This window comes from Vulcanisaeta sp. EB80 (assembly GCF_002078205.2).
Map to the genome: position 1 here is coordinate 23,303 of NZ_LCWN02000007.1, position 22,835 is coordinate 46,137.

Below are 22,835 nucleotides of genomic sequence, written 5' to 3' on the forward strand. Positions count from 1 at the left end.
ATAGAAAATTAGAAGTTATGATAATATTTATTAAACTGTATGCCAGTAAGAGTTTATGCCAGATCCATTCCTAACGGATGAGCATCAGCTCATTAGAAATAGCGTAAAGGAGTTCGCGGAGAGGTACATAGTTCCCATAGCCAGGAAGATGGACCTCGAGGATTACTACCCAAGGGACATAATAAGCGAGCTTGGTAAGCAGGGATTCCTAACACCATCTGCGCCGCCCGAGTATGGCGGGCCTGGGATAGACCTTAGGGGTAGTCTTGTGGTTGTTGAGGAGCTTAGCAGGTATAGTCCCACCCTGGGCTTCATTACGGAGATAGTGAATGACAACATTGTCTATGCCCTACTCAAGTACGGCAGTAATAGGCAGAGGGAGGAGGTTTTGCCCAAGATAGCCAGTGGGGAGTGGGTTGCCTCATACGCATTGACTGAGCCGTGTTGTGGATCTGATGCTGCAGCCATCGAGACTAGGGCCGAGAGGAGAGGCGGTGAGTGGGTTATTAATGGTAGGAAGATTTGGATTACACAGGGCGCCTATGCAGACGTCTACCTATTATTCGCAAGGACTGGTCCCAAGGAGGCTAGGCACAGGGCAATAACGGCATTCCTCGTGAAGAGAAGCAATTGCGTTGAGATTAGTAAGTTGGAGATGATGGGCATGAGGGGTGCCGGTGAGGCTGAGGTTAAGTTCAACGATTGTGTGGTTGGCGATGATGATATTGTTGGTAAGGTTAACGAGGGATTCAAAATAGCCATGGTAACGCTAGACCTAGCGAGGATAGGAATCTCGGGCGTGGCTCTCGGTTTATCGCAGGGAGTTCTCGATGAAGCACTCGAGTGGGCTAAGACTAGGACGGCCTTCGGTAAGCCACTTATTGATTGGGAGTGGATCCAATTCCAGCTTGCGGACATGAAGGCAAAGCTGGAAATTGGGAGAACCGTCACCTACAAGGCTGCCTGGCTCTATGACAATAAGGACCCATCATTCGTACTCTACTCATCAATAGCCAAGCTATACACTGCACAGATGGCTGTGGAAATAGCCAGAGACGGAGTGCAAATACTGGGTGGTTTTGGTTACTCAAAGGAGAGCTTCTCGGAGAGGGCTTATAGGGATGCTAAGGTTCTCGAGATAGCCGAGGGAACGAATGAGGTTCAGAAGATGGTTATCCACAAGATATTACTGAAGGGCTTACCTGAGGTGGAGCTATGATACTTATACGGCATCCCCTCGTCACTAGGGAGCACGAGAAGTTCGTAGAGTTGGTTGATGAGGTTAGTAAGGAGTATGTGGAACCAATCGCTGACAAAATAGATAGGGAGAATTACTACCCTAGGGAGGCAATTAGGAAGTTTGGCGAGTATGGAATACTCTCGCCAGTATTGCCTAAGGAGTATGGTGGATCTAACATGGATATACTTGGTACGGCACTCTCCATAGAGGTTATATCCAGGTACAGTGGATCAATGGGTATACTAACGGAGGTTCAGGGATTCTTGGTGGCACATGCCTTCTATACCTACGGAACGAGCACAATGAGGGAGGAGTTGGCGCCAAAGCTGGCTAGGGGCGAGTTGATAGGATCCTTTGCATTAAGCGAACCCTGTTGCGGCAGTGATGCTGCAGCAATAGAAACAAGGGCAGAAAGAAAGGGCGGCGAGTGGGTCATCAACGGCAAGAAGATGTGGATAACCCAGGGATTATACGCCGATGTATACCTCGTATTCACTAGAACAGGACCTAAGGAGGCTAGGCACAGGGCAATAACGGCGTTCTTGGTAAGGAGGAATAATTGCATTGAAGCAAGCCCAATACACGTGATGGGGATTAGGGGCACGGGAACCTCGGAACTAACGTTCACAGATTGTGTGGTTGGTGATGATGATGTTGTTGGTAAGGTTAACGAGGGATTCAAAATAGCCATGGAGGCCCTAAACCTGGGCAGAATAGCCGTAGCCTCGGTAACCCTGGGTCTCGCTGAGGCAGCGATCATGGAGGCAATGGAGTGGGTTAGGAAGAGAAACGCCTTTGATCAAACATTGACAAGCTTCGAGTGGATTCAATTCCAACTTGCAGATATGCTATCTTACATAGAAACCATGAGGTCTATAGTCTATGACTCAGCGGTGCGTTTCGATCGTAAGTACGATGATTACTACGCCTTTGCATCAATAGCTAAGTTAGTCGCAGTGCTCCTTGGCATTGATGTTATTAGGAGGGCTGTGCAGTTAACGGGCGCGTACGGTGTCTGGAGTAATAGTAAGTTGAATAGGATTTATAGGGATGCGAAGCTCATGGAGATTGGCGAGGGTACTAACGAGGTGCAGAGGATGGTTATTTACAAATGGTTAAGCAAGTACCTGGGCTAACTACAACCGACATATTCGGAAGCCATCTTCAAAATCCTCACTAAATCCTCAATCTTTAACCTACCCGTATTCGTATTCCTAGGGCTTGGGTGATAGCTCATGAAAATCCTAACTCCATTAACATCGACATAACCACCATGCCTAAACTCCGCATTAATGCCTAGAACTAACCTAACACCCTGAAACGCTATGTGGCCCAGGGTCACAATTGCCTTAGGTTTAATTCTTTGAATCTCATACCTAAACCAGTTATTTACGCATGTCCTTATCTCATCGGTAGTTGGTCTATTGTTTGGTGGAGCACACTTAACAACGGACGTTATGTAGATGCACCTAACGGCAACATCATCATTGCGCGAAATACTGTACGGCCTATTCGAAAGACCGGCCATGTGCAGTGCCCTGAATAGGAACTGGGCACTACTGTCGCCTGTGAACATCCTACCAGTCCTGTTACCACCATGGACCGCAGGCGCGAGACCTACTATCATGATTCTTGCATTGGCTAAATCACCCCATGGTGGTACGGGTCTTCTCCAGTATTTATCATCGCTAAACCTGGGTAGTGGCTTAACCTCCTCTCTGTACTTAGCTAATCGTGGACATGCCCTACACGTTATTAATTTATTTACAAAATCCGCGTACCAATTCATTATGGTCTCATTACCGTGCACCCACTGGTAAGGATTTAATAGTTTTTTACTTACCCCATGCTGATGGATCAAGTAATGGATAGCATGATCAGGGGCGTCTTATCGTACATGTACGGCCGCAATATATTGGATAAACTTAGTGGTGATTTAAGGGTTGATATTAGTAGGACCGGTGGATTGAGGAGGATATACCTCGGTGGTAGGTTGGTCTTTGTGGTTAGGGCTAACGATGGTCGTGCCCTACCAACGCTTGATGGTGCTTCATTAATTGATAAGGTGGTTGTTGTTCGTAGGGATGCGGCGCCATTTATTAAGCAGGGTAGGAGTGTTATGGCTAAGTTCGTGATTGATGTTAGGAATGCCATACCCGGTGATGAGGTGGCTATTTACTCTGAAGATGGTGAGTTACTGGGTGTTGGTAGGTTATTGCTGTCCAGGGAAGAGGCCCTCAGTGTTGGTAGGGGTGTTGTCGTTAAGGTCAGGCATCACGTAATCAGCAATAACCAATAATGCTTATAACTCTCAGTTTCCCTACGTACACGGTGATTACTATCTGGCGAATGAGTTTGTTGTAACGCCCTGGGAGGTCAAGGGTAGGGTTGATTACCTAAGGCTTGCGCGTGAATTCGGTGTTCAATTAATAACCGACGAGGATATTAAGGCATTACAGGAATTAGCTGGTGATGTGCATTACCTAATAAGGAGGGGCTTCTTCTATGCACACAGGGATCTACGGACAATACTAGATAGACAGAGGGCTGGCTTGAAATGGGCTCTTTACTCAGGCAGGGGACCGAGTGCCGACCTACACATTGGTCATTTAGTCCCGTGGATGCTTGGTCGGTGGTTTGTGGATAGGTTTGGCGTTGAGTATTTCTTCGAGATGACAGATGATGAGAAGTTCTTGGTCAAGGAGGGCTACACCCTGGAGCAAACGAATAGGTACGCGTACGAGAACGCCCTCGACCTAATAGCCCTAGGATTCCCGCCGGATAAGCTGCACATAATAATCGATACCGAGGACATAAAGTACCTCTACAAAATAGCCGTTAGGGTTGGTAAGAAACTCACGTTGTCAACGATAAAGCACACTTTCGGATTTACGGACTCAACGAACGTTGGTGCCGCGTTCTTCCCAACACTTGAGATCTCAGTGGCGTTCCTACCAACGGAGCTTTATGGGGAGACAGTCCCCGTACTCATACCAACGGCGATAGACCAGGACCCATACTTCAGACTAGCTAGGGATATAGCTGAGGACTTGGGTTATCCAAAGCCATCGACAATATACGGCAAGTTCATACCTGGACTCACAGGGGAGGATAAGATGAGCGCCTCAAACCCCGACTCAGCGATATACATAACGGACGAGGAGAGGGACGTGAAGAGGAAGATAATGAATGCACTAACTGGTGGTCAACCCACGGCAGAGCTTCAACGTAAGTATGGCGGAGACCCAGACAACTGTGTCGTGTATAAGTACCACCTATTATTCCAAGAGAGTGATGAGAAGGTTAAGAGGATATATGAGGATTGTAAGGTAGGTAAGCTCCTTTGCGGTGAGTGCAAGGCGATGCTCTTTGAGAGGATTAGGGAATTTATGAAGGAGCATAATGAGAGGAGGGAGAGGGCTAAGGATGTAGTTCAGCAGTACAGGCTATCTACCAAATTCAAGTGATGCTTATTAATTAAGTACTGCATTAATTCTCCATGCCCAATTACCCAGTTATAGACCTACATGAAGATATAGCCTATTATTTAATGAATTATGAGAAGCTCGAGGAGCCATTCCAAGACTTCGATAAAGACGCCCCAGGTAGACAATCAGACATACCAAAGCTCATGAGAGGCAATGTGAGGATTGTATTTGGTGCCGTATTCCCAATACACGACACATACAACCCATTGGTCGGCGAAAGAATAGCGTCAGGATATGGATCACAATCAATTAAGGCCTACACACCTGCAGCATCGAAGTTGATCGCCCTCGAAATGATTAAGATATACATGGTACTACTAAGGAGGTTCCCCAACCAATTAATACCCATCGAAAACAGCTCAGACGCTGAACGCGCCCTCAACAGCAATGCCATAGGCATGCTATTATCAATGGAAGGTGCTGACGCGCTCGATGACCCATACGACTTACTGCTTATTCAAAGGCTTGGTGTTAGAGCCCTGGGGATTACCTGGAATTTCGATAATAGGTATGGAGCGTCGTGCATTACTAGGAAGGATTATGGATTAACAACGGACGGTGAGGAACTTGTTAGGCTTGCCAATGAACTCGGTGTCATAATAGACCTGGCACACGCAAGTAAAAATACAATGATTGATACACTCAAGATTTCGAGGAAACCCGTAATAATAAGCCATGCAAACATACGCAGTGTTCACGATCATGTTAGGAATGTCGATGATGAAATCCTCGAGTTACTTCACAGTAACCACGGTGTTATTGGAATAACAATGATAACATCAACAATCGGCCCAAGGCCCAACATAGATTCACTTGTTAGGCATGTATTATATGTGTACGAGAGGTTTGGGCCTGACATTATTGCGATTGGTACGGATTTCCTGGGTATTGAGAGGACGCCTGAGGATCTAACGAACATTGGTGAGATCAATAAGTTATTGAATAAGTTGATTGAGTATGGGTTAAGTGATAACGATGTTAGGAAGATCGCCTATGAGAATGCCCTCAGGGTAATTATGAGCAATATTTAATATTTAATTTTAAATGGGTTAAGACCTAGTCTTGGCCAGAACCACCACTTGCCTGCCCTGTCTGTGTCCCTGATGTTAGAAACTGAACGTATTGTAACCTATTCTTCTCATACTCATCAACGGGAACGGGCTTTAACTTAGAAAGTATCTGTGGTAATGTGGTATACTCCATCTCCTCAGGCGGTAATCTATGAGGCATGACAGGGCCCATCCTCCTGATATAATCAGTTATCTGAGCAGCCAACTGCCTACTATAATCAAAGGCTGGATCGTCAAATAGGTCAACAGGACCCTCCAGGTAACCATCATGCACCTGGAAACCTATAGCTATCACCTTGGGAGGCCCGTCAAACCTCGTCATCTTAGGTCCAAAGGCTATTTTCTTATCGGCATCTATGCTAACCATCCTCGCAGGCATTAATGGACCCACGTGACTACCCCTCATCCAACCCTCAACAAGGTGCGGATAGGCGAAGGCCTCTAGGATCTCGCCAACCGCTGGTAAACCATGCTGCGCCCTAACCATGGCTACTGGGTCATCCTTACCAACATAGCGACCAGCGATTAGGTTTAGTCTCTCGACACTCGTTACCGATGCTTGTATTAGGTCGGATTTCCTGTATATCCTCCTTATTATGTACCTACCCGGAGTACCTATTAGCCCTAGTATGTCGTAACTATTCTCGGGCGCGTCGAGTAGGTAGACCTTACCCTCATACACATCCAGTATCTCAAACCTAAATCCCTGGTGCATTGCTGGGTCTATCACAAGCCCCGCCGTATTGAATGGGTCAGCAAATATCCTATAGAAGGGCAGGTTAAAGGCGCCAGGTTCCGTCTTATCTGCGGCAAAGACCACGAGAGGCTCGCTCGGTCTCTCCTCAAACTCCATCTCCGCAACCTGAGGACCCATACCCCTAATGTTCCCACTAAACGTGTCCTTAAGCAGGTCCTGACCAGCCCCGTAAAGCTTCACCTTCTTTGCTATGTTGTCCGTAGCCTCCTTAAATATTGACCACGCCAAACCGTGTATGTCGGGATTATTCTCACCCTTTGTGTGGGTCATGAGTAGTGACATGTCGTCACCAACGTTGTACACGAAGTAATCGATTATCGAACCCCTCTTCTGCTCCTCCCTGAGTCTATCACTTGCGAACTCCAGAATCTTTGGGTGAACCCAAGCATGGCCTGGTAAGCCTCCGATGTCTGCCTTTATTATTGATACCGTTACCTTCATTAATAATCAATACTAAATCGCATTATTAATACTTTATCTCCACCAACACTTAATTAAACAACACCACTATCCAAATACCTAACAACGACCTCGGCAATTGCGCGGGCCAAGGGTGGCGGAACAGCCTCACCAATTTGATTAAACTGCGAATCCTTTGGACCAAAGAAAACATGGTTATCAGGAAACCCCATCAACCTAGCTTGTTCCCTAACCGTCAAGATCCTATCCTCAAATGGATGAACAAAACGAACACTACCCATAACCGTCGGCGCCGGCTTCCACGGATTGAGCCTCACGAAATTCCTAAACGAACCGGTTGCACCCCTAAACCTGTACAGAGCCTCGTCCCAACCAAGCCTCGAAATACCCCTAACCTTCCTCTCGCTAATTGTTACATACTCGTGATTAGGTATTGATGGGTCACCAGGGCTCGGCAAGTCACCAATGGCATCCCACACGGTAAATACCCTATTAACCTTCTCGGGCTTTATCGGTATGTTACTGATGAACACCCTACGCCTAATACTTGGTGTTCCATAGTCCTCTGCATGAAGAACATTAAAGAATATTTTTTCATAGCCCGTCCTGGCGAACTCCGTAACCAATGCTTCCTTCAATGGACCATCAATTATGTGGATCACGTTCTCGAGAACAAAAACCCTCGGTCTCAACTCACCAACTAACCTAATGAACTCCAACGTTAACCTACCAAGCTCATCGACATAAAGCCTATCCAGCGGATCCCTAGCCCTCCTTGGGTTTGTCTCCGTGAAAGCCTCACAGGGACTACCACCAATGACTACGTCTGGCTTACCGCCTATGTACTTGATAATATCAGTACCGTTAATATCCCTAATATCGTCTAGGAGCATTACGGCGTTGGGGAAGTTGTAGCTATATGTCCTAGCCGCATTACTGTCAATCTCGACGCCAAGGGCTACGTCGAAACCGGCATCAAGGAAACCCCTACTGAATCCACCTGCACCTGCGAATAGATCAACAACTACGTAATTCATCACGAGGTATGGGGACTGCGTCTTTATTAATCCTCCTCCTGCTCACTCTCGGTCTCGTATAGGTTATCGAGGAGTTGTTTCACGTAGTCCTCCTTAAGCTCCTTCTCCTCCTCGCTTGGTTCCTCCTCCTTGTAGCTCTCAACGATGACCGCACTCTTCTTCTCAACACTCTTCTTATCAACGTATGACTTAGTATCACTACTTTTTAGCTCCTCCTCATAACCGCACCTCTGGCATCTAAGGTAAACCTTCCCCTCCTTCTTAACCGGTACCATCAATCCTCCACATCTTGGACAGAACTTCATGCAAATCACTGGAGACAATGGACTTACTTATAAACCCTATGGTTTATGTAACCCAAAATATTGCACTGGCAAAATGGGCGCGGTGGATTAGGTATATAAGTTGGTTGTGGAGATGGTTTGCGTGAGCGAGAATTGGGTTAAGGTCAATAATAGGGCTGTGAGGTATGTTGTTAAGGGTGATGGAAAGCCCATGGTCATGGTACATGGGTATAACTTCAGTGCGGACGACTGGATCAACTGCTGTGGTGATGGGTTGCGGGGTTTCAGGATATACGCTGTGGATATGCCCTACGGACTAAAATCAAGGAGCGAACATTTCAGGCCAAGGGAGCCCGATGATTACGCCAACCACCTCTATGGCATAATAAAGGCGTTAAATGTGACTGAGCCCATAGTCGTTGGTGCAAGCTTGGGGGGCGAAACCGTGCTAAGGTACTTGGCGCTGGGTTACCCGGCTAAGGCGGTTGTTGTTGTTGGCCCAGTCGGGGTGGATAGCATCGATTTAAGCAGGATTAGGGTTCCCGTGTTGGGTATTTGGGGCAGTAATGATAGGGTTTCCGGTAGGGAGAATATGGATGCCATGAGGAGGAGTGGTTTTAGGGTTGAGATTATTGATGGTGCTGGCCACCCAGCTTACCTAGATAGGCCTGATGTCTTCGTTAGGTTGGTTCTCGACTTTCTACGTTCAATTGGTATTATAAATTGAGATATCCATCTACATATTACATGCATAATTACCTCTTATTATAAGGTATACCATAATTTAAACCAAGCAACCCATTAACTGCGTGGATAGGGTGGATGTGGCTTACATAATTGGTGCAGTGCTTGGGAAGGAGGATGTTGGTGGGGTTAGGGTGGCTTACAGCACGTACACGACCACATTGGGCAAATGGGTTAGGGATCCGGATAGTGTTGTTCAGTACCTCGTGAGTATTGGCAAGGCTGAGATATTGAAGAGTGGTTCCGGCAGGAGTGTCTTGCTTACGGATAAGGAGTTAATAAATAGGGTGAGTAGGTTATTAACACCTAAGGAGGATGCTGACCCATTAACCATAGTCCTTGATGGGATTAGAAAGCTCGCAAACCCACTATCCGGTTATGCCGATGTTGGTGAAGTCATTAAATACATAGAGGATAGACTCGAAATACCAACAAAGGAAGCCGAGGAATTCCTCATAAAGGTGATAAAGTTCCACAGGGCCAGGTTTGTCTTCGCACACGGTGGTTCGCGTAGGTTAAAGATTGGTTCTACGTACTACGGGTTGATAAAGGTGGTGGGCGATGCAGAGGGCACTGGTTCCTAAGAGGGGTGTTGGGATTAGGTTACTTGGTCCTTCGTGGAGAGCCGCTAGGGATAAGTTGCTCGACATGGTTAGGGAAGACTACCAATTAATAACGATAATAGGTAGGGCAGGCACGGGAAAAACAACACTCCTACTAAGCCTTGAGGGAGCAGTCAATGGTTTATTCATGTATGCCGACATGACGGAGGTTAGGGATAGGGACCTATCTGCCATAGTATCAACAGCATTCGCAGACAACATAGATGTAATTAAGGACATACAGGAGAAACTGAAGAAGAGCGTCATAAAGGGATTACTAAAGGCATTCGCGAAGGCAGGGCTTGATGAGGTTGTTGAGAGCGCCAGGCTAAAGCCCATGGAGACCCTAGCACTACTAAACAATGCAGTGGAGTACCTAGGCATTGGACCGTTAATAATAGGCATTGATGAAGGCTTACTGAGCCAGGATGATCCGAGGGCCGTGGACTTCATAAACGCAATCCACGCATTCAGGAACAATATGCAGGTCCTGAGCCCCACGAAAATAATAATCACACTACTACCGGACGTGGTGAACCTAATATCCAAAATAGACACACCACTATTTGACGTACTAAAACTCGGAGCACTAACACTACCAGACTACGTAACCAAGGAAGACCTAAAGGAAGTGGTACAGGAATACGGACTAAGACCAAGCGAGGCAGGCAAAATAGAGGCGCTGGGACCACTAACCATGAGACAACTCATATGTCTAATGAACACGAAGATGGACGCCATAAAATGCGGAATAGACACAGCAGGGGAAATAACAATCGAATAAGACAAACAAACCCACCTACACCTTATTAACCCTCGCACCATAACACGTAGCAAGTACACCAACCAATAAAGACGTAGGTCCAATTAGAGTGGGTATAGTCATAACTCGCGATTATGATAGGGTGCGGGGAATGAGTAGAACCGTCTTATTAAGAATACTACTGCATGATGTCTAAAAACCATAAAGCACCCTAAACATTGATTCACAACCAACCCATCCAAAACACCCCACCCACAACAAACAAAACAACCACCCAACAATCAACCCAATACAAAACCCTGGAGCCCCGGCCGGGATTCGAACCCGGGACCTCCCGCTTACAAGGCTTGCACGGGGCTTTCGCCCCAGGGCGCTCCGACCGGGCTGAGCTACCGGGGCGTGGTTCTATGATGTTTGTGGTTTTTTAGTTTTTTGTCCGTGGGCATTGGTTTGTGGGGTGCTTGAGTAAGGGCTTCAATGACGTGGCTTCTCTCTAGATCGTTCAAGGTTTACTTAACACCTCCTCCAGCGCTATAGGGAAGGGCTTAGAACTCGGATAAAATAAGAATAGTCAGTCCTAGTTGAGTAGCACCGAGCACGTTGAACAGCGACACTTCAAGGATGGGGATTTCCTGATAGAGATGAAGGGTGATTGGGGTCGTTGGGATGCGAGGAACGGGGCAAATAGTTAATGCGCCACGCTAGGTTTAATGGTAGCTTACCGAAACTCATCGTCAGGCATAAAATGAGCTGGTAAGGCCAATTAAAACCACCGCTGAATGCCCTATTGTCTTTGTGTTGTTTCTTGTTTGATTAGTGCTTGGTATATTTTTCCTAGTAGGTCGTATAGTGTGTCGATCCTCTTGTTTATGCTCTCCCTCATCTCGTTCATGCCCCCGCTCAGCTCATCAATCCTCTTGTTTGTTTCCTCTATTCTCCTGCTTAGTGTGTCGTTTATTGCATTAATTCTGTTGGTTAATGTCTCATAATTCTTGCCCATTAGATCATAGAGGGCATCGATCCTCTTGCTTAATGAGTCGTTTATCGCATCAATCCTCTTATTAGTCTCCTCAATTCTCTTATTTAATGCCTCGTAATTCTTACCCATTAAATCATAGATCCTGCCCATTAAATCATAGAGTGCGTCAATCCTCTTATTCGTCTCGGTCACATCCTTCCTAATCTCCCGAAACAAACCAAGCATCAACACGACCAAATCCTCAGTAGATAACTTCTTGCCCTCACCAACCTTCCTCAAGACAGCTTCTAGAGCTTTATCAATGACGGACGCGGCGATTGACTCAACCATCAAAACAAAACCCGCTTGAGCATTAATAAGGCTTTAGGCCAGCCTCATAAACACAAGACCACATAATCAAATGCAAAACTGCACAATATCTAGCACCTTCATACAATTAAGCTTCGTTTGTTAGCTTTGGTAGTGGCTCCTCAATAAATACCGAATATGAAATTATAAATAACCAACGAGCTACCGGAGCGTGCCTTCCGTGGCGTTTGGTTCTTCAAGTTTTTCTTCATGGGTGTGTTTACTGTGCCTTTGTGACTTTTTGTGTCATTGGTACTCTTGTTCTGCTCCATGATGTTGCTACCGCAATTACTATCAGGATTAGTGAGACTCTAAATGCCATGTGTAGGCTGTTTATAAATGGTGCCATTAGGCTTGGCGTTAGTGTTGACGTTCCCACAAATATCTGAAAGGCGATACTCCTTGGTATTGCTGCTGAGGAGACCACAATGGCTATTATGAAGCTTAGTAGCATGCCTATATTGCCTATGGTCCTGTTCGTGCCTGAGGCTATGCCATACATGTTGCCTGGTACTTCAAACATCACCATCTTACCATTGGCCGCAAAGAACATAGCCGCCCCAACACCGCTTATTGTTGCTATTATGGTTACTAGGTAAAGTGGTGTTGTCAGCGATAATAACGTGTCATAGAGTACGTAGGCAATGGCCTGGAGCATGAGCCCTACTGAGGCTATGACCCTGGCATCGAACCTATCCGCCAACCTCCCACCGAGTGTTGCTGATAATGAACCGAGTAGGTAACCGGGCACTAGCCATAGTGATGCATCAAATGGATTTAATCCCCTGACTCCCTGTAGGTACATGATTATTAGGAATAGTATTGCGTAGTTCGCCATATATTGAAAGAAGTAGGAGAAGCTCGATAGGGTGAACATCCTAATCCTAAATAGGCTGAGCCCAATGAGTGGGTACTTAGCCCTGGACTCTATGTATATGAAGGCGGCGAGTAATATTGTGCCCAGTATTAGCATTAGTCCAATTACCGTGTTGTAACCAACACCTGCGTAGGTTATGCCAGCCATTGAGTATAGGCCCAGGGCTAGCCCTAGTGTTACTGCGCCGGGTATATCAAAACCCTGCCCAACCCTAACGCCCCTATCCCTTAGGTATATTAGTCCGATTACGAAGCTGAGTATGGCTATGGGCACGTTTATGTAGAATATCCACCTCCAACCAATGAATGTGGTTATTACACCACCAGCCAGTATTCCAGCCACGGCGCCCAGGTTCCAACCCATCGATGTTGTTCCAAATACGAAACCCCTCTCGTGAGGTTGAAAATAATCACTGGCTATTGCCATGGTATTGCTAGTCATCAATGAGCCGCCGAAGGCCTGCACAGCCCTAAACCCGATTAGCTCGAGGGCATTGCTTGAGAGACCACATAATGCGCTACCTATTCCAAAAAGTATCATACCTAGGTTGAACATTTTAGCCCTGCCCCTAATATCGCCTAACTTGCCCAGCTGTGTTGAGAATATTGTGACAGCTAGTATGTATATTAAGATGATCCAGATTAGTGTTGATAGGTCTGTGCGAAGTGCTGTGAGCATTACGGGTAGTGCTAATACGACTATTGTGCTGTCCAGAGCGACCATGAATGAGGATAGGGTTAATAGAGTCAGCACGATTACCTGCAACCTCTCCATTAACACGATATCAACGCCCCACCTTTTAAAGCTAATTTCACATTTCAAAATCTAAACTTATAAGCAGGTTACATTACTTAACTGTCAATGGTTACAATAAAGGACATAGAAATCTACCCAGTAAGCGATTTGGCAACGGCTAAAGCCTCACCATGGGCTTCCGTGTCAATAATTGTTAGGGTTGTTACGAGTGACGGGCAGGTTGGTTATGGGGAGGCTGTGCCTACATTGAGGGTTAACCCTGTGGTTAAGGCTATTGAGGAGGTTAGGAGGTTTATGGTTGGTAAGGACCCATTCAGGATAACGTATCTATTCAGGGAGTGGTATAAGCATGAGTTTTACATTAGTAGGTCCTTCGAGTCGGCCACGGCATACAGTGCGGTGGATATTGCATTGCATGACTTGTTGGGTAAGTACCTGGGCGTGCCCGTGTACCAGCTTATTGGTGGTCTCGTTAATGATAAGATTAAGGCTTACGCAAATGGTTGGTATAGTGATTGCGTGACGCCTGATGACTTCGCAAGGAGGGCTAAGGATGTTGTCTCCATGGGTTTCAAGGCACTTAAGTTCGACCCCTTTGGACCATACTTTGATCAAATGGGTGAGGAGGGTCTTGAGGAGGCTGTGGAGAGGGTTAGGGCTGTTAGGGAGGCTGTGGGTAAGTACGTGGACATACTCATAGAGACGCACGGTAGGTTTGATGTAAACACGGCGGTTAGGATGGTTAAGGCCATGGAGGAGTTCAACCCATTATTCATTGAGGAGCCGGTACACCCGGACCTCAACTTTGAGGGTTTGGCGAAGATTAAGGCAGCCGCACCCAGTGTTAGGATTGCGGTTGGCGAGAGGATAATCAGCGTTGAGGAGCCGCTCCAACTGCTCGAGAGGGGCTTAGTCGATGTGCTACAGCCAGATATCACGAATGCCCTCGGGTTCACTGGTATGGTTAGGATAAGGGCTCTCACGGAGGCCTTCGGTGTTGAGTTGGCGCCGCACAATGCCTTTGGACCTGTTCAACATGCGGCAACGATACAGTTCGATGCCAGCACATACAATTTATTGATTCAGGAGAGCTTCTACGACTTCTGGCCCCAGTGGAAGAAGGACATAGTCAATAATGCATTCAGGATAGAGGATGGGTACTACAAGGTGCCCAACAGACCCGGCCTTGGTGTTGATGTTAATGAGAAGTTACTCAATGAAATGAGGTTTGAGGGTATGGAACCATTCCACGAGGAAGAGCCTGTGTGGGTCATAAAGGGTACCTGGAGAAGCTATAAGTCAATGTAAGGAAGACTTAAAATAATTTATAAATGAATAATATGCCGTAAAATGTCAAGCCGTAGCATTGGCCAAGGTACATGCCCAAAATGCGGTAGGCGAGGTACGTTGGTTATTAAGACCTTGAGTGGTGGTTACTATGCCTATTATCGACACGGTAGATCATGGTGTTACCTAGGACCCCTTAACAAGGTATACGACGAGGTTAGGAAGAGTCTTGACCCGAACTACGTAGAGGAGTTCGATGGGTTCGTTGGCAGGGTTAGGTTGGGCTTGAATGAATCGGTGACCAGCGTGTTTAGTCGGGTTGGGGTGATTCGCATGGGGATAATGTATTTATTGATCCTTGGTATTACCTTCTATATACTATTGCTCATGGCATTAATAGTGATGTCCCAAGACAAACCATTACTCTTACTAACGGGTAGGATTCTCGATCTAATCAATAACGCCATCAGTTTGGTCATAACCTACATGTACATATACAATGGATTCCTTGAACTAAGTAAAATCGATAAAACCTATGGATTGGGCTTTGGCGGTTCCCTGATTAGGTTGATCGCCTTACTATCCCTCATAGTTTTTGACAGTATCGTCCTAGCAATCAACGTACCAGCTATTACTGGCTATGTGATTAAGGACGTGATTGGTGCCGTAATTGTGATTGCGTGGGCCCTCATATTCACGCCAATATATAGGCTATCCAACGCATTCAATGTAAAATCAACAAATGTGGGGATTATCATAGCCATGATAGGTTATGCACTCGACTTGGTGCCCGGTATTGTGTTGATTGGTGCGCCAATACAATTCATTGGAGAGGGCATCATAGTACATGGGTTAGGGAAATTACCAGTATCCAGGTCACAATAGTATTGAAATGCACGAACGTGTGGTAATGCTTTACCAATAAAAGGTGGTTCGGTAACAGCATTTCGATGCGTAACCCAGGTTATAGTAAGTTAAAGATGCAATACATCATCGCGGCGCTAATTGCAGTAATAACAATATTAATTATTATGTTAATAGTGCAGGCAATCCACGGTCAAAACTATAAACCTAGTTACTTAGTGAACGGGGACATAGACATTAACTACGGCGTCGCGCTGACATACTTCGAGGGAACCAATGGTCTAATAATAGTCCTAGGACCCAACAAGCTCTATAGCAATGTCCTAATGAGGGCTGAGGAGCTAGGCATAGGGGTCCAGAGGATAGTTTATGCAGGCCCTAACCTAACCCTAGCCCTAAACCTAGTGAGTAGTCATCCAGGTTCAATCCTCATACTAGACATACCGTACGTAAAAATTAAACCAAACACCCTAGGTCCATTATTGGCACCATATCTGAAGTACGGCATCATAGCCTTTTATAACTCCACAGAGCAGGAATTACAGGAGTATGCGTTAAATGCCCTATACTACGCCGAAATAATGGGCAATAAAGCCGGCGGTCATTACTTGGCTTTTTACCGTACCTATCAGGGGGACCGCCATTCACCGTGGAAGTAGTCACGGATTACCACGGTAAATTCGACGTATCAATTGGCTATAGCCTAAGCATTAGGGGCTTATTATTCGTGCTTTATGAGCAAAGTCATTATCAATCCTATGACCCATGTGCCGTAACGTCGGGGTCTCGGCTTATTTTACCGGGTGGTTATTATTATGTAAGCCCCTTGTTTAATGATTATGTCTCACCATACTCCGATAATTATGTATCGCGATGGATTTGGGACTTCTGTATATATTACTCAAATGGTTGGGAATACACAGCCACAGTACCCGATTATATAGGCCTACTCCCATACGACTTCATGGCCATAACGCCGCAGTCGAGTTACAGTATTTCATATACCGAGTGGACACCATCCTTCACAACAGTAACGACGTACGGCATTGGCCTTGCTAATGATTACGCCTCATCGTGGAATTACTATAAGGAGGGCGGAGGTTTTAGTAATGGATTGGCACCAATACCTGGACCTGAGGCTTACGAATCACCGACAACTCAATCATCGGTAACACAATATGAGTTGCAAATATATTTTAACCTGGGATTGACCAATCTTTTGCAAATAATTATTGATAATGTTTCTGACCCAGCCAACATAGTCAATGGTCAGCCAATTGCAGGTGTTTATGCTAATGATACCTGGTCGCTCACCCTTTCCAACCCAGCCTTTGGTGATAAAGTACAGATGGGTGCTGGCGATATGGGCTTTATGGACCTTCCGCAGTCGCAAACCCAGCCTAGCTACGCTGGTTACTTGCCCATTCATGGCAATTTCACGATCGAGTCCCAAATAGGGCCTACTGGCTGTATGAGTTATTATTACTACGCCATTGAACTCAACTGGTACATTATTTACGGCACCTCACCAACATCTTTAAGTTTTAATGATCAGAGTTATGAATTATGGACGCCAGCAGCAGAGGGTGTGGTGTGTGAGCCAATCGTACCACCCTGATTTATTATTTGTTTGGACGATCATAATTAATTTAAAAGTGGCTTAGGTTTGTTAGGAGATGATGAGTAGTGATGAGTCTTCAATTATTAAGCAATTGAACGAACTTGAAATGAAGATCCTAGCCCACATTTACCACTATGGTCCAGACACACCTTGGCTACTGGCTAGGAGACTCCTTGGTGCTGCTGGTTGGAGACCCATTGTTCCTGAGGATGAGGTTGAGCAAGCCGTGCAACATCTGGTTCAGTTGGGTTTGCTCCAGGAGTTCAGGGGATCACTCAAGGGTCGGGTCACCAGTTCCGTGAAGCCCTGGCTTAAGGTTAAGCAGAGAAATCCGGAGAGGAGGGGTAGGGGTATTTACTACGATTTAACGAAGATCGGCAGAAAGGTGGCTAGCGAGGTTTGGAAGAATTACGTAAGACCTAACCTAAGGAATGGAGTGAACCCTAAAGGTAAACCCTATACCAAGGGTCAGAGAGGCTTGGCCTAAGTATGCTCGATGTATTCTTGACGAAGGATTCCTTCCTCATTAATGCGTTGGTTAATAATTGAATATCCAGTGGTAGGCTTGGTCCGTAGTGGGCTAGTGTGTCATTTGGTGTGTATAGTACGGGTTTGTTAACCCAGTTGAACTCCTGTGGTCTATATTCCTTTGTCTTGCCCTCATAAATAATAAGACCTGGATTTACCCTATCAACAACACCCAACATGCCATCCCTATTGGTTATTAACTCAACGCATTTAAGACCCCTAGCATACCTAAGACCAACCCTGTTAAGTGCTGAGGCTATATACGATGATTCGCACGGTATGACAAAATCGCCAAGCGACAAAACAACAAGCACATTATCAACGCTTACAGCGGATTCCTTCAGGGCATCCATGTAGGTGTTAATGACCCGTGCCGCCTCATTATCCATATCAAGCAGGTTACCCACCATCTCGAAGGCACTTGCTATGGCGTTTAGGTTTGTGGGCATTGGGATTGCCAAAACAGGCGCTATCATTGATAGCGAATCAACCAAATGCTTCTGTACGGGATACGCCAATATTATCAGGTCAGGTCCTAACCTCCTTATCGATTCAATATCAGCCGCTGTGAACGAGCCTATCTTCATAGTCTTCATAGCCTCCCTCGGCCTATAACTCCACACATCACTGGCCACAACCCTGTCACCGGCACCCAGCACGAATAGGTACTCCGTTATTGATGGGTTAAGACTAACAATTTTCCTTGGAACGCCATCCAGGGCTTTGGTTAGCAGCACGCTTTAACCTGGAGAAACCAATTAATTTCTGTTACCTAACCATAGCATAATGATGAGCCAGGACTTTAGCGAGCGATGAGCGAATCTTCTCGCCCCTGACTTTAGGTAGAGATGATCATCAGTTGGCTCATAATTAATCATCCATAGATCATAAACTTAGCCCTCATCACCAGGGGATACTTAAGGGAAAGGTTTATTAGCCATTTGGGTTTCCATGGCTTGATTATGTCGTTTGACAAAGTAGGTAAATTGATAAAGGAGGATTATGAGTTAAGTAGCCATTATCATGAAAACAACGATTTACTAAAGGTCATTGGAGGAATATCCAAGCTTAACGAGGCCAATAAGGCTGTGTTTTGCCGGTGGGTTAAGTATGGCTTTATTGAGGGTTCCAAGGCCTTTGTTTCCCCTGTGGGTACCATCACATTGACCGATTGGTCCTCTGATGTTGATCCATTAATCCACGATCTAATAAACAATGGTATAGCCACCTTGAATGATAGGGGTTATGTGGAGATACCGTACATGATGCGGTGGAGCGAGATCATAGATTTAAGCCCCGTGTGTGTCGATGATCCACTAGGTATTGATCCCAGTGAGACCATATACCCAAGCCCGATGATAATGAAAGTACCACCCTCAAAGGAGTTGATTGAGGACTCCTATGATGACTTATCGAGATCTCTAGCAAATACGATTAAGGGCTTTGACTTCTACATAGATGGTGAGGTTGTTCATGTGGGGCTTAATGTGAGATCAATAGGTTTTGTAAACCCAGTACTGTTTAGGAGCCCGATTGATGTTTTGGTGGTCACGGATAATAGGTCAATCATAGCCCATAAGGTGATTGACCCAAGTCGTACAGTCCATAGGGGTTTGTCATCCATGGGGCATTACCTGTTGGATGGCGTAGATTACGCAGTGTTGGTTCATAAGTACACTTATTATGAGGATCATGTGGAAACCTTCAATAAGATCATTAGTAGGCAGTACATTAGGGATTCTGGGTTTGTGATTGTTCCATACGAGTTGGATTACATGATCTTCCTCAAGTGGCCCCGTTATAATTCCATAGTAACCAAGTCCCAGAGTGCTGCGAGTAAGCGGGCGTTAATTGGCGGTGCAATTAGTTTTATGCTTAATGCCCGTTAAGTATTAAATTTAGGCTCAATTGAGGTTTTGCGGTGTTCGGATGTCATTGGTTTGGATCTATGTTCCACCAGGTACTGAATACAAGAGAGAGCAGGAGCTAGATCCTAACCAGGTACTAATGATAATTAACAACGGTTGTGAAAGTATCAAGTCCCTTTTGGATTACATAGTTAATAATGTTCTGCATCAAACACGGTATGTGAGGGCTAGTGCACGGGCTTATAAGGGTGGTGACGATGCCTTAGTACATTTTGTAATAAATGTTGATGGTGGTAATAGGGAGGTTATGGTTATTGTTTCAAGGAATCCGGCGGATACCTTATTCAATTATTACACGAGTTCTTCAACGGAGAATATCATTGAATGTGATTTTGGATAGTTTAGAAAATATAATTAGTTATTTCGGTATTTTAAAGAAAAACATTATATATACTTTACGCAGTCACTAGAATATTAAAATTGATAGGGTAAATTTAATTAAGGGAAGAGTATTAATACATGAGCGATGCCAAGTGTATCCTATGGCAAGTACACCCTGGAAATCCCCGTTAGGGTTAAGTTGTTCATAGACGGTGAGGAGGTCTCCTCAAGCAAGGGCAAGACATTCACAAGGGAGAACCCGGCTCATTTTGATCAAACCATAGCCGTTATTGAGGAGGCTTCGACTGACGATCTCAATAAAGCCGTGGACCTGGCAAGGGAGGTTTTTGATAAGGATAAGTACGGTTGGGTTACGAACTACAGGCAGAGGCTCAGGATCATATATAAGACGGCTGAGATACTCAGGGAGGAGGCTGAAAGGATTGCGGTCACAGTGGCCCTCGAGAATGGCATGCCCATTAGGCAGGCCAAGGCTCATGTGCTTGCCGCCGCAGAGATCTTCGAGTTTTATGCTGGTCTTGCTGATAAGGTTTATGGAGACTCGATAGTGCTTAGTAATGGTAATGTATCGTTAATATTCAAGGAGCCTGTCGGTGTCGTTGCTGCGGTATCTCCCTGGAACTTCCCAATGACCCAAGCCGCGAGGAAAATAGCCCCGGCATTGGCCGCTGGATGTACGGTGGTTTGGAAGCCCGCTAGTTACACACCGATGAGTGCCATGGAGATTTACAGGGCTTTGGCGAGGGCTGGGTTGCCGAAGGGTGTTGTCAATGTTATTTATGGACCTGGAGCTACCGTGGGTAATGAACTCGTTAGGCATCCAAGGATTGATTACGTAAGCTTCACAGGAGAGACAACAACGGGTAAGCTAATCATGCAGCAGGCAGCCGCTGGCATTAAGAGGGTTGGGCTTGAGCTTGGTGGTAAGAACCCAGGTATCGTCTTTGACGATGCCAATATTGAGGAGGCTGTTAGGGCGATAGTGTTTGGTGGACTTAGGAATACTGGGCAGGCCTGTGGTGCTATTAGCCGTGTCCTAGTTCATGAGAGCGTCCATGAGAAACTTGTTAATAGGTTAGCCGAGGTTTCAAAGTCTTTGGTGATCGGTGAGCCGCTCAACGATAACACGGACATGGGTCCACTGGTGTCTAAGGCCCAGGAGGAGAAGGTGCTTGGATACATAGATTTTGGTAAGAAGGCGGGCTTCAAGGTTGCCCTAGATGGAGGTAAACTATCTGGCGGTATTTATGATAGTGGGTATTTCGTGAGCCCCGTAATATTCGACGATGTGGATCCAAAGAGTAGGTTGGCACAGGAGGAGATATTTGGGCCCGTCATTGCAGTGATACCGTTTAAGACGGAACAGGAGGCAATTGAGATTGCAAACAACGTGATCTACGGATTAACAGCCTCAATATTCACAAAGGATCCGGCCAAAGCCCTTAGGGTAGCTAGAAAACTACAGGCTGGAACCGTTTGGATTAACGACGCCTATACACAACCCACCGAAGGTATTTGGGGCGGCTATAAACAGAGCGGTATTGGGCGTGAACTTGGGCTTTATGGGCTTGAGGAGTTCCTGGAGATTAAGCAGGTATATGTCGACACCACGGGTAGTCTCGATAGACCTCACTGGAGAACTGTCATGAAGATAGATAAGTTATGACATTAATAAATCGTGATTGAGCTTAAAATAAAAATTATTCAATAATATTACAATTCATGATGAAACATTATAGTATGCATTCTCATCTAATTGATGAGTAATCTTTTTAAATGATTGCAAACCAACTTGAGTGTGTTAGATGTAAGTGTTGAGTATGACGATGGTGTTAGGGAGTTAATTAAAAGTATGAAGGAGAAGTACGGCGACATCATAATAATACTTGGTCATGGGTGCTGCTCACCAACTGAACCTCAGATCTATAGGGCTTCTGACTTCATTGTTGGTAGCGATTATGTCGAGGTTGGTCGTGTTGATGATGTGCCCTTCTACATAGAGCGTAGTCTCGCGGAGTCCTATAACGGTTGGGTCTTGACTTTAAGGGTTGAACCGCTTAATGGGGCTGTTGATGACTCATTCTCGCTTGACGTGCTTGAGGGCGTTAGGCTAAGGCTTGGTTTTAAGAAGTTTAAGATATCCATACCGAAGGAGCTGAGAATAAGTGAGCCCCCTCAGTAGGTTTAGGTAAACTTATATATTTTACATCCATTGATATAGTGTGATAGATTTCGAATCAGCAAGGAGAAGGTTAGTAATATCGCTTAAGGAGGAGGGTATAATAAAGAGCGAGAGAGTTGAGCGGGCCATGTTAAGGGTTCCCCGCGAAGAGTTCCTGCCCAACTACCTAAGGTTATATGCGTATGAGGATACACCGCTGGAAATAATGTATGGCCAAACAATATCCGCACCCCACATGGTTGCTATGATGTGCGAACTTCTAGACCTGAAGCCCGGCATCCGATTGCTTGAGGTTGGAACAGGTACAGGCTACCACGCTGCTGTCTGCGCCGAGGCCATGGAGAGGAGGGGAGAAATTTACACGTTGGAGTACTATCCAGGGCTTGCGCTATATGCGGTGCAAAACCTGGCTAGGTTAGGTTATTTGGACGTGATTCATGTAATAATTGGTGACGGGTCACGAGGCTTACCGAAGTATGCACCGTTTGATAGGATACTCGTTACCGCAGCTGCGCCCAAGGTACCGCCAAAACTAATTGAGCAATTGGGACAGGGTGGTATAATGGTTATACCGATTGATGAGGGCTTTACACAGATTCTCTACGTGGTCATTAAGGAGGATGGTGGCATTAGGATGAAATCTATTACCTACGTGTCCTTCGTAAGGATGAAATATAGTGAGAAATAGGATTTATAAGAGCGATATCGAATACAGAAG

25 protein-coding genes and 1 tRNA gene are annotated in these 22,835 nt (G+C 45.8%); 18 read left to right on the plus strand and 8 right to left on the minus strand.

The window, feature by feature from the left end; all coding sequences use genetic code 11:
* Nucleotides 1-55 precede the first annotated feature (55 nt).
* Together B7L70_RS02430 and B7L70_RS02435 are read left to right on the plus strand one after the other, a co-directional pair.
* Nucleotides 56-1,219: an acyl-CoA dehydrogenase family protein gene (locus tag B7L70_RS02430; protein ID WP_081226311.1), complete on the plus strand. Its 1,164-nt coding sequence runs from the start codon at nt 56-58 to the stop codon at nt 1,217-1,219.
* Nucleotides 1,216-2,376 carry an acyl-CoA dehydrogenase family protein gene (locus B7L70_RS02435; protein WP_081226312.1) on the plus strand — a complete coding sequence of 387 codons (1,161 nt, stop codon included), beginning with the start codon at nt 1,216-1,218 and terminating at the stop codon, nt 2,374-2,376. The genes B7L70_RS02430 and B7L70_RS02435 overlap by 4 nt, the downstream gene beginning before the upstream one ends.
* On the opposite strand, the gene B7L70_RS02440 is transcribed toward B7L70_RS02435, so the two are convergent.
* A complete protein-coding gene (locus B7L70_RS02440; RefSeq protein WP_081226340.1) occupies nt 2,373-3,029 on the minus strand; it encodes a uracil-DNA glycosylase in 657 nt (218 codons plus the stop codon). The genes B7L70_RS02435 and B7L70_RS02440 overlap by 4 nt on opposite strands.
* Before the next feature lie 63 nt (nt 3,030-3,092).
* Here B7L70_RS02440 and B7L70_RS02445 point away from each other — a divergent pair, with 63 nt between their 5' ends.
* The 3 genes from B7L70_RS02445 to B7L70_RS02455 are packed head-to-tail and all read left to right on the plus strand — an operon-like array spanning nt 3,093 to nt 5,759.
* Nucleotides 3,093-3,539, plus strand: coding sequence for a PUA domain-containing protein (locus tag B7L70_RS02445; protein ID WP_081226313.1), 447 nt, complete (start codon nt 3,093-3,095; stop codon nt 3,537-3,539).
* A 43-nt stretch (nt 3,540-3,582) separates the two neighbouring features.
* On the plus strand, nt 3,583-4,707 hold the full coding sequence (locus B7L70_RS02450) for a tryptophan--tRNA ligase (protein ID WP_081226314.1): 1,125 nt from the start codon (nt 3,583-3,585) through the stop codon (nt 4,705-4,707).
* 32 nt (nt 4,708-4,739) lie between these two features.
* Entirely contained in the window at nt 4,740-5,759 is a 1,020-nt protein-coding gene (locus tag B7L70_RS02455) for a dipeptidase (RefSeq protein WP_081226315.1), read from the plus strand.
* Between the two features lie 25 nt (nt 5,760-5,784).
* On the opposite strand, the gene fbp is transcribed toward B7L70_RS02455, so the two are convergent.
* Genes fbp through B7L70_RS02470 form a run of 3 tightly spaced genes read right to left on the minus strand, consistent with a single transcriptional unit; the run spans nt 5,785 to nt 8,317 of the window.
* A complete protein-coding gene (gene fbp / locus B7L70_RS02460; RefSeq protein WP_081226316.1) occupies nt 5,785-6,996 on the minus strand; it encodes a fructose-1,6-bisphosphate aldolase/phosphatase in 1,212 nt (403 codons plus the stop codon).
* A gap of 53 nt (nt 6,997-7,049) precedes the next feature.
* Nucleotides 7,050-8,012 (minus strand): DNA cytosine methyltransferase, encoded by a 963-nt coding sequence (locus B7L70_RS02465; protein ID WP_081226317.1) that lies wholly within the window; start codon nt 8,010-8,012, stop codon nt 7,050-7,052.
* A gap of 26 nt (nt 8,013-8,038) precedes the next feature.
* A complete protein-coding gene (locus B7L70_RS02470; protein WP_081226318.1) occupies nt 8,039-8,317 on the minus strand; it encodes a DNA-directed RNA polymerase subunit M in 279 nt (92 codons plus the stop codon).
* Nucleotides 8,318-8,438: 121 nt separating this feature from the next.
* On the opposite strand from B7L70_RS02470, the gene B7L70_RS02475 reads away from it, so the two are divergent.
* The 3 genes from B7L70_RS02475 to B7L70_RS02485 all read left to right on the plus strand — a co-directional run bounded on the left by B7L70_RS02475 (nt 8,439) and on the right by B7L70_RS02485 (nt 10,426).
* Nucleotides 8,439-9,023: an alpha/beta fold hydrolase gene (locus B7L70_RS02475; RefSeq protein WP_238376052.1), complete on the plus strand. Its 585-nt coding sequence runs from the start codon at nt 8,439-8,441 to the stop codon at nt 9,021-9,023.
* 82 nt (nt 9,024-9,105) lie between these two features.
* Entirely contained in the window at nt 9,106-9,624 is a 519-nt protein-coding gene (locus B7L70_RS02480) for a hypothetical protein (protein WP_081226319.1), read from the plus strand.
* Nucleotides 9,602-10,426, plus strand: a complete 825-nt coding sequence (locus B7L70_RS02485) for an AAA family ATPase (protein ID WP_081226320.1) — start codon at nt 9,602-9,604, stop codon at nt 10,424-10,426. The genes B7L70_RS02480 and B7L70_RS02485 overlap by 23 nt, the downstream gene beginning before the upstream one ends.
* A gap of 279 nt (nt 10,427-10,705) precedes the next feature.
* Here B7L70_RS02485 and B7L70_RS02490 read toward each other — a convergent pair.
* The 3 genes from B7L70_RS02490 to B7L70_RS02500 form a co-directional block, all read right to left on the minus strand.
* Nucleotides 10,706-10,804 (minus strand) — tRNA-Thr (locus tag B7L70_RS02490).
* Nucleotides 10,805-11,189: 385 nt separating this feature from the next.
* The gene (locus tag B7L70_RS02495) at nt 11,190-11,714 is read right to left on the minus strand and encodes a hypothetical protein (RefSeq protein ID WP_081226321.1); all 525 of its coding nucleotides are present in this window, start codon (nt 11,712-11,714) and stop codon (nt 11,190-11,192) included.
* Nucleotides 11,715-11,952: 238 nt separating this feature from the next.
* Nucleotides 11,953-13,383 carry an MFS transporter gene (locus B7L70_RS02500; RefSeq protein WP_081226322.1) on the minus strand — a complete coding sequence of 477 codons (1,431 nt, stop codon included), beginning with the start codon at nt 13,381-13,383 and terminating at the stop codon, nt 11,953-11,955.
* 87 nt (nt 13,384-13,470) lie between these two features.
* Here B7L70_RS02500 and B7L70_RS02505 point away from each other — a divergent pair, with 87 nt between their 5' ends.
* The 5 genes from B7L70_RS02505 to B7L70_RS02525 all read left to right on the plus strand — a co-directional run bounded on the left by B7L70_RS02505 (nt 13,471) and on the right by B7L70_RS02525 (nt 17,624).
* Nucleotides 13,471-14,673, plus strand: coding sequence for a mandelate racemase/muconate lactonizing enzyme family protein (locus B7L70_RS02505; protein WP_081226323.1), 1,203 nt, complete (start codon nt 13,471-13,473; stop codon nt 14,671-14,673).
* 42 nt (nt 14,674-14,715) lie between these two features.
* Nucleotides 14,716-15,537 (plus strand): hypothetical protein, encoded by an 822-nt coding sequence (locus B7L70_RS02510; protein WP_081226324.1) that lies wholly within the window; start codon nt 14,716-14,718, stop codon nt 15,535-15,537.
* 65 nt (nt 15,538-15,602) lie between these two features.
* Nucleotides 15,603-16,175 carry a hypothetical protein gene (locus B7L70_RS02515; protein WP_081226325.1) on the plus strand — a complete coding sequence of 191 codons (573 nt, stop codon included), beginning with the start codon at nt 15,603-15,605 and terminating at the stop codon, nt 16,173-16,175.
* A complete protein-coding gene (locus B7L70_RS02520; protein ID WP_081226326.1) occupies nt 16,166-17,134 on the plus strand; it encodes a hypothetical protein in 969 nt (322 codons plus the stop codon). The genes B7L70_RS02515 and B7L70_RS02520 overlap by 10 nt, the downstream gene beginning before the upstream one ends.
* Nucleotides 17,135-17,195: 61 nt before the next feature.
* Entirely contained in the window at nt 17,196-17,624 is a 429-nt protein-coding gene (locus tag B7L70_RS02525; protein ID WP_081226342.1) for a hypothetical protein, read from the plus strand.
* Here the strand turns inward: B7L70_RS02525 and B7L70_RS02530 are convergent.
* Nucleotides 17,581-18,402, minus strand: coding sequence for an ABC transporter substrate-binding protein (locus B7L70_RS02530; protein ID WP_081226327.1), 822 nt, complete (start codon nt 18,400-18,402; stop codon nt 17,581-17,583). The genes B7L70_RS02525 and B7L70_RS02530 overlap by 44 nt on opposite strands.
* 225 nt (nt 18,403-18,627) lie before the next feature.
* Between B7L70_RS02530 and B7L70_RS02535 the strand changes: the two genes are divergently transcribed.
* From B7L70_RS02535 to B7L70_RS02555, 5 genes are all read left to right on the plus strand, one after another.
* A complete protein-coding gene (locus tag B7L70_RS02535) occupies nt 18,628-19,554 on the plus strand; it encodes a hypothetical protein (protein WP_081226328.1) in 927 nt (308 codons plus the stop codon).
* Nucleotides 19,555-19,594: 40 nt separating this feature from the next.
* On the plus strand, nt 19,595-19,933 hold the full coding sequence (locus B7L70_RS02540) for a hypothetical protein (protein WP_081226329.1): 339 nt from the start codon (nt 19,595-19,597) through the stop codon (nt 19,931-19,933).
* Between the two features lie 126 nt (nt 19,934-20,059).
* Nucleotides 20,060-21,601: an aldehyde dehydrogenase gene (locus B7L70_RS02545; protein ID WP_081226330.1), complete on the plus strand. Its 1,542-nt coding sequence runs from the start codon at nt 20,060-20,062 to the stop codon at nt 21,599-21,601.
* A gap of 132 nt (nt 21,602-21,733) precedes the next feature.
* Complete coding sequence (locus tag B7L70_RS02550) at nt 21,734-22,117, plus strand: DUF779 domain-containing protein (RefSeq protein WP_081226331.1); 384 nt, start codon at nt 21,734-21,736, stop codon at nt 22,115-22,117.
* A gap of 40 nt (nt 22,118-22,157) precedes the next feature.
* Nucleotides 22,158-22,805 carry a protein-L-isoaspartate(D-aspartate) O-methyltransferase gene (locus tag B7L70_RS02555; RefSeq protein ID WP_081226332.1) on the plus strand — a complete coding sequence of 216 codons (648 nt, stop codon included), beginning with the start codon at nt 22,158-22,160 and terminating at the stop codon, nt 22,803-22,805.
* Nucleotides 22,806-22,835: the final 30 nt, after the last annotated feature.

What these genes read in the sequence shown, in the direction of transcription:
- B7L70_RS02440 (WP_081226340.1), bottom strand. Translation starts at nt 3,029, where the DNA reads ATGAATTGGTACGCGGATTTTGTAAATAAATTAATAACGTGTAGGGCA.
- B7L70_RS02470 (WP_081226318.1), bottom strand. Translation starts at nt 8,317, where the DNA reads ATGAAGTTCTGTCCAAGATGTGGAGGATTGATGGTACCGGTTAAGAAG.
- B7L70_RS02455 (WP_081226315.1), top strand. Translation starts at nt 4,740, where the DNA reads ATGCCCAATTACCCAGTTATAGACCTACATGAAGATATAGCCTATTAT.
- B7L70_RS02545 (WP_081226330.1), top strand. Translation starts at nt 20,060, where the DNA reads ATGCCAAGTGTATCCTATGGCAAGTACACCCTGGAAATCCCCGTTAGG.
- B7L70_RS02465 (WP_081226317.1), bottom strand. Translation starts at nt 8,012, where the DNA reads ATGAATTACGTAGTTGTTGATCTATTCGCAGGTGCAGGTGGATTCAGT.
- fbp (WP_081226316.1), bottom strand. Translation starts at nt 6,996, where the DNA reads ATGAAGGTAACGGTATCAATAATAAAGGCAGACATCGGAGGCTTACCA.
- B7L70_RS02535 (WP_081226328.1), top strand. Translation starts at nt 18,628, where the DNA reads ATGTCGTTTGACAAAGTAGGTAAATTGATAAAGGAGGATTATGAGTTA.
- B7L70_RS02525 (WP_081226342.1), top strand. Translation starts at nt 17,196, where the DNA reads ATGAGTAGTGATGAGTCTTCAATTATTAAGCAATTGAACGAACTTGAA.
- B7L70_RS02430 (WP_081226311.1), top strand. Translation starts at nt 56, where the DNA reads ATGCCAGATCCATTCCTAACGGATGAGCATCAGCTCATTAGAAATAGC.
- B7L70_RS02540 (WP_081226329.1), top strand. Translation starts at nt 19,595, where the DNA reads ATGTCATTGGTTTGGATCTATGTTCCACCAGGTACTGAATACAAGAGA.
- B7L70_RS02495 (WP_081226321.1), bottom strand. Translation starts at nt 11,714, where the DNA reads ATGGTTGAGTCAATCGCCGCGTCCGTCATTGATAAAGCTCTAGAAGCT.
- B7L70_RS02445 (WP_081226313.1), top strand. Translation starts at nt 3,093, where the DNA reads ATGGATCAAGTAATGGATAGCATGATCAGGGGCGTCTTATCGTACATG.
- B7L70_RS02485 (WP_081226320.1), top strand. Translation starts at nt 9,602, where the DNA reads ATGCAGAGGGCACTGGTTCCTAAGAGGGGTGTTGGGATTAGGTTACTT.
- B7L70_RS02500 (WP_081226322.1), bottom strand. Translation starts at nt 13,383, where the DNA reads ATGGAGAGGTTGCAGGTAATCGTGCTGACTCTATTAACCCTATCCTCA.
- B7L70_RS02510 (WP_081226324.1), top strand. Translation starts at nt 14,716, where the DNA reads ATGTCAAGCCGTAGCATTGGCCAAGGTACATGCCCAAAATGCGGTAGG.
- B7L70_RS02435 (WP_081226312.1), top strand. Translation starts at nt 1,216, where the DNA reads ATGATACTTATACGGCATCCCCTCGTCACTAGGGAGCACGAGAAGTTC.
- B7L70_RS02505 (WP_081226323.1), top strand. Translation starts at nt 13,471, where the DNA reads ATGGTTACAATAAAGGACATAGAAATCTACCCAGTAAGCGATTTGGCA.
- B7L70_RS02515 (WP_081226325.1), top strand. Translation starts at nt 15,603, where the DNA reads ATGCGTAACCCAGGTTATAGTAAGTTAAAGATGCAATACATCATCGCG.